Source organism: Vibrio sp. V03_P4A6T147, from assembly GCF_002241085.1.
Classification (GTDB): Bacteria; Pseudomonadota; Gammaproteobacteria; order Enterobacterales; family Vibrionaceae; genus Vibrio; species Vibrio anguillarum.
In genome coordinates, this window is record NZ_NDIO01000018.1 from 1 (window position 1) to 5,851 (window position 5,851).

The following is a 5,851-nucleotide window of genomic DNA, read 5'->3' on the forward strand; positions in this document are numbered from 1 at the left end:
AAAGATTTATATCCTTTAGAAAAAAATAAGCCTTTTTTTAAAATTTATGCAGCGAGCATGAGAAATGTGATTAGCGTCAAAAAGTAAGAAAGATAATGCTGCATCAACTAACACTTTTTCCACTTTGCCGCTAAGCAAAAAAATCCAGCCGAGGCTGGATTTTCATTAAGGGTAACTCTTGAGCTATTGGGCTCTTTTAGCCAAGTAAGCTAAGTGCCGCTTGTGGCGCTTGTTTTGCTTGAGCCAGCACTGAGCTTGATGCTTGAGAAAGAATTTGCGACTTAGTAAGCGCTGTTGTTTCTTTGGCAAAGTCAGTATCTTTAATACGGCTCTTAGAAGCACTCACGTTTTCGTTAATGTTATCTAAGTTGCTGATTGCATGGCTAAAGCGATTTTGGAATGCACCTAATTGTGCACGGTGGCTATCTACAAATTGCAGTGCAGCATCAACAATGGCAACCGATTCTTGAGCGCCACCCACAGAGGTCACATCAATGACATCTACGGTAACAGCTTGACCAGCTTGCATGCCGAGCTCACCAGCAAGACCGCCTGCGAATGTTACAGGGCCTTCTACTTTATTACTGCCAGCGAAGACTTGTAGTTTTCCTTCATCATCAACAGATGCTTTCACCATATCAGTTTGGCCGTTGATGTAAGTCGCCAACTCTTCAATATCATCGCCTTCTTTAGCTGAGATATTGATAGTCTGATCTGTACCTGAAGTATCTTTCAGTGTGATTTGTAGATCGTTGCTGCCGGCTTGAACTGACCAATCTTTATCTTTGCCGTTCGCCGCTTGGTAGCTTGTGCCGCCCATCATAGCATTGTCACTACGCATGTTGTTTAGGCTAAGCATGACGGCTTCACCGTTATCCGCACCGATTTGGAATGACTTAGTTTCAAAAGTACCGTTAAGTAATTTGTTGCCACCAAATGATGTGGTTTCTGCGATACGGTTTAACTCGTCATTCAGAGCGGTTACTTCTTCTTGAATCGCTACACGGTCTGCTTTTGAGTTTGAGCCGTTAGCTGATTGTAGTGACAAGTCACGCATACGTTGCAAAATGTTGGTCGTTTCATTCATCGCACCCTCAGCGGTTTGTGCAATAGAAATACCGTCATTCGCATTACGTACTGCTACGTCAAGACCGCGGCTCTGAACATTCAAACGGTTAGAGATTTGTAGGCCTGCCGCATCATCTTTTGCGCTGTTGATTTTAAAGCCAGAAGATAGGCGTTCCATTGATGTTTGTTGTGCATTGCTAGCGCTGTTTAGGTAACGCTGTGCTGTCATCGCTGATACGTTGGTATTTACATTAACTGCCATGGTGATTACTCCAATTGATTTTCCGATGTTTCCGGTTTCCGACGTCTCGGAAAACCAAATAGTTCTCTCAAAGTTACTTTTTATAACGGCGGTATTTTCCAAAGCTTGAGGATTTTTTTTCAATTTTCTTAAAAAAAATGTGTTTAGTGTAAAAAACAGGACAAGAGGTCAAAAACCCATCAAAAAAGTAATAATTTCGCTAAGGAGTTGTTGATAAAGGTCGATAATTGTTGATTTTTATCGCTAGCGAAGTAAGGCCAATGCTAGGTTTGGCTGTTTTTTGGCTTGCGCAAGAATAGAGGTACTGACTTGTTGTAAGATTTGCTGTTTTACCATTTGGGTGGTCTCTTTCGCATAGTCCGTATCTTTAATTCGACTGTTTGAAGAAGCGAGGTTTTCATGTACGTTGTCGAGATTGTTGATGGCGTGGTTAAAACGGTTTTGCAACGCGCCTAACTCAGAGCGATGGCTATCAACGTACTGCATTGCGGTATCAATGACGGCAACCGCCCGCTGCGCACCACCGACTTCGGTAATATCAAGAGTGTCTACTGCTTCATATCCCGTCACATTCATTTGCAACTGATTGGCTAAGCTACCTTTAAAATCAATAGTCCCAGAGGTTTCTTTACCCGCCATGAACAGCTGTAGCTGTCCTTTGTCGTTGACTGACGCCGATACTTTATCGGTTTGCCCATTGATGTAGGTTGCCAACTCTTCAATATCGTCCCCTACTTTTGCTTGGATTTGAATGTTGTGCTGTTTTCCCTTGGCATCGGTATAACTCATGGTGAGCTGCCGATTATCTTGTGTCACCCGCCACTGGCTATCCACCATGCCTGCCGCAACATAGCTAAAGCCCCCCATATCCAAACTGTCTGAACGCATATTTTTTAACGAAACTTGCACTGCTTCGCCAGAGCTCGCCCCTATCTGAAATGAGGATTGACCAAACGAACCATTCAGTAACTTACGACCACCAAAAGAGGTGGTTTCAGCAATTCGGTTTAATTCATCGTTCAAGGCGCTCATTTCTTCCTGTAAAGCTTGCCTATCCGCTTTACTGTTCGCGCCATTCGCCGACTGCAAAGAGAGATCTCGCATACGCTGAAGCAGGCTGGTGGTCTCTTGCATTGCACCTTCAGCAGTCTGCATGATTGAAATGCCATCGTTAGCATTGCGTACAGCGACATCTAAGCCCCTCATTTGCGACTCAAGGCGATTCGAAATTTGTAAACCCGCAGCATCATCTTTGGCACTATTAATACGCTTCCCGGAAGCAAGACGCTCCAAAGATTGATTCAACATTTCGCTTGCTGAGCCTAAGTGGCGCTGCGCAATCAAAGCAGAAACATTGGTATTAACGGTAATTGCCATAACAGACCCATGCCATAGAATGAATGATCTCTTTATCGGACAGTAGACGCTTTTCTTTACATAAAATGCTTAAAAAAGAAAAACCGAGCACAAGGCTCGGTCCGATAGTAGGTCAGTATTGAAACTTACTTTAGTTCAAGATGTTGCAGCATCTCAGCTGAAGGGGCAAAAAAGTACGCACCCGTTACGGCTTTGGTAAAGCGCAGCAGTTGGTCTGTTTTACCATCCGCCACACCATACATACTTTCCAACATCACTTTAAAGTTATGCAGCGTATGGCAATAAGCAATGAATAGTAAACCGTGCTCACCACTCACCGTACCGTAAGGTAAGCTGTGACGAACAATTTTCAGCCCTTTCCCCTCTTCTTTGATATCGACACGGCCAACGTGAGACGCTGCAGGTACATTATCAAGCTCAATCGAATCAGGCTTAGTACGCCCAATCACTTTTTCTTGCGCCGCCACATTTAAGCGATTCCAAGCTGGAAGGTTATGCACAAAACGCTGCAACATCACATAACTGCCGCCAGCAAATTCACCATCAGCAATCAGTGCCACTTCTTGACGTTTTTCGGCTTTAGGGTTTTCAGTGCCATCGATAAAGTCCGTCATATCTCGCGCATCTAAGTAACGAAATGAGTAGGTTTCATCCACCATTTCAACCAACTCAGCCACAGGTTCCATCCATTTACGCAACACATAAAACAGCAAGTCATGACGCTGAGAATGGCAGTGAATCAACACATCCACCTCGGTATTTGGTGCTATGGTTTCGCCTTTACCAAGCTCAGGAAAATCAATCAGCTCTTGTGGTATGCTTTGGTTTAAACGCTGCCAAAAGGTGCGAGTAAATGCGACCGACACGGTTAATTCAGCGCCGGGTTGATGTTGATTTATCTCATTGACTAAAGCGGGCAATGCTTTCAATTGCGCTAAAACATGCGCCGGATTTTGCTTTACTTTTAAAAGGCTAAACAGTGCAAACGGACCTGCTTCAGGCAGAATCGCGGTTTGAGGTTGTGTCATAAAATATCCTCACTTACTTATTTTTGCTCAGTGTAATTCAGTTTTTTGGGGCGACCTTGATTGGGATCACGCCTTGTCTATGAGCGGGATAGAAAAACAATCACGCACACTTTTACTCTTCAGTAGATATAGACCAAACCATAACAGCACCAACAGTGTGCTTGCATTGGCCCAATTAAAAACGCCGTGCTCTAAATAGATATGATAAAGCGTTTGTATAAATTGCAAGATAACCATAAGTAACGTCAGCGGTTTTCCCATGCTGACGATGCGGTTTAGCCACGATCGTTCAGGAGCACGTAAGCTGATAAGCCACATCAGAATGATACTTGGCAACCCCATAATCAACCCCAAATAAAGCATCGAATGGTCTGGGTAAACAATGGTTAAAATCGTCGTGCCATTATCTCGGCTTGCTCCTGCCACCACGAAAACAATCCAAGCTTTTGCCAAAAATAACCAACCAAGCCAGATAAGTTTAGGGGCTTTAAGAAAACCATGTTGGTCGTATCGCTCTAACGCATAACGCATCAATACCTTCGCTCTTTTAAAAAAACGTTTTTACTTTAGCGAATCGATTTCAAATAGCTAGCCAGATCTTTTGCTCTTGACCAGTTTCTAACTTGAATGCACGCAAACGACTCGGAATTGCGGGTAGGCAGGATAATCCTCAAAGATTTTCAATAAACGTTACACAGGTCTACTAAACAGTGGTATGGATGGGAAGTCAGATATCACAACCAAATCAGGTCGCTAGTTTAAAAACTATCGTAATTATTTAGCATGACATTGGTCTTGATACGCCTGTAAGAATTCCGATAGAGGCACAGGTTTTGCGAATAAAAAACCTTGTAAATAGTTAACATTATGATTTTTTAGATATTCAGCTTGCTCAGCCAGCTCAACGCCCTCAGCAACAAGATCAATTGATAAACGCTTAGCAAGTTCAATCGTATTTTCAACCAAGTGTTCAGCAATAGGATCCTTTCCTATGTTTTTAATGAATATTTGATCAATTTTTAAGTAGTCAAGATCGATTTTTTGTAAGTTTATCAGACTGGAATGGCCAGTTCCGAAGTCATCAATCGCTATCTTACAGCCCAAACGTTTTATGTTACTGAAAAGTACATCTGTTGCATCCGAAAACTCAAGAACCTCTCGTTCAGTAAGCTCTAAAACAAGCACTACTTTCTCTGTATCGATATACTCAACAAAAGCCTTACATTGGTTAAAAAGATCTTGACCATTGCAATGTTGAGGCGAAATATTTATCCCTACATGAAACGGATGAGGTAAGGAGTCCTTATAATTATTCAACTGCTTAGCGGTTTCGTTAATGAGCAATTTTGTCATAGGAATAATCAACCCAGACTCTTCAGCTTGAGGAATAAAAAGATCCGGACGAACCACACCTTGAATAGGGTGAACCCACCTTATCAAGATTTCTATACCCATAATTTCATTGGTTGAGGCATTAACAATCGGTTGAGCATAGGGTACAAATTCTTCTTGACGAATTGCACGCTGAAGTTCCGAATCTAACGTTTTTGGGCGGTTAATAAGCCACCAATAACAAATCGAAAATGACACCTGCATAAATACAATCAAGAAAATATAGAACTTTCTCTCATTCCAAAATGCAGACCAGGATGATGGGTAACCAAATCCTGCATAAATTGTAAATGGGAAACGTTCTGATTTAATCTGTTGAATAGCAGTCAGTGCAAGCGTTGGATCAGTTGGATACATTACACCGTCCTCACCTAACCAAAACTCCCCCAACTGTAAAAATAGAGATAAAGCATGAGCAGAAGATTGAAGTAACGCTTGTTGGATGTGTAATCCGTCAATACCGCTAAGTGACACATTATCATTTTCCACATTACGAACGACAATCAGTGGATGCTGCAAGTCTACTTGACTGCCTGACATTAATAAGAGCTCACCTGAGATATAAGTCTGCGGGTTATCAATAAATGATCGTTCTCCCCAAAGAGATGTACAATATATCACTCCATCATGAGCTAAATTTGTCGTTCTTACAAAAGGGCTCGTCGCTACAATTTTTCTTAATTCTACGATAATTTCATCACAACTCTCATTATGACTAACGAGA

Annotated in this window: 5 protein-coding genes; all 5 read right to left on the bottom strand. The window is 42.2% G+C overall.

From position 1 onward, the window contains the following. Positions 1-196: 196 nt before the first annotated feature. On the bottom strand, positions 197-1,330 hold the full coding sequence (locus tag B9J84_RS00665; protein ID WP_019281599.1) for a flagellin: 1,134 nt from the start codon (positions 1,328-1,330) through the stop codon (positions 197-199). Between the two features lie 243 nt (positions 1,331-1,573). After that, complete coding sequence (locus B9J84_RS00670; RefSeq protein ID WP_094123294.1) at positions 1,574-2,707, bottom strand: flagellin; 1,134 nt, start codon at positions 2,705-2,707, stop codon at positions 1,574-1,576. A 125-nt stretch (positions 2,708-2,832) separates the two neighbouring features. Then, the gene (locus B9J84_RS00675; RefSeq protein ID WP_094123295.1) at positions 2,833-3,735 is read right to left on the bottom strand and encodes a Dyp-type peroxidase; all 903 of its coding nucleotides are present in this window, start codon (positions 3,733-3,735) and stop codon (positions 2,833-2,835) included. 66 nt (positions 3,736-3,801) lie between these two features. Beyond that, positions 3,802-4,269, bottom strand: a complete 468-nt coding sequence (locus B9J84_RS00680) for a DUF2919 domain-containing protein (protein WP_088732761.1) — start codon at positions 4,267-4,269, stop codon at positions 3,802-3,804. Positions 4,270-4,509: 240 nt separating this feature from the next. Continuing rightward, positions 4,510-5,851 (bottom strand): cyclic diguanylate phosphodiesterase (locus tag B9J84_RS00685; protein WP_094123296.1); only part of this gene is annotated, 1,342 nt, incomplete at its 5' end.

What these genes read in the sequence shown, in the direction of transcription:
- B9J84_RS00665 (WP_019281599.1), bottom strand. Translation starts at nt 1,330, where the DNA reads ATGGCAGTTAATGTAAATACCAACGTATCAGCGATGACAGCACAGCGT.
- B9J84_RS00670 (WP_094123294.1), bottom strand. Translation starts at nt 2,707, where the DNA reads ATGGCAATTACCGTTAATACCAATGTTTCTGCTTTGATTGCGCAGCGC.
- B9J84_RS00675 (WP_094123295.1), bottom strand. Translation starts at nt 3,735, where the DNA reads ATGACACAACCTCAAACCGCGATTCTGCCTGAAGCAGGTCCGTTTGCA.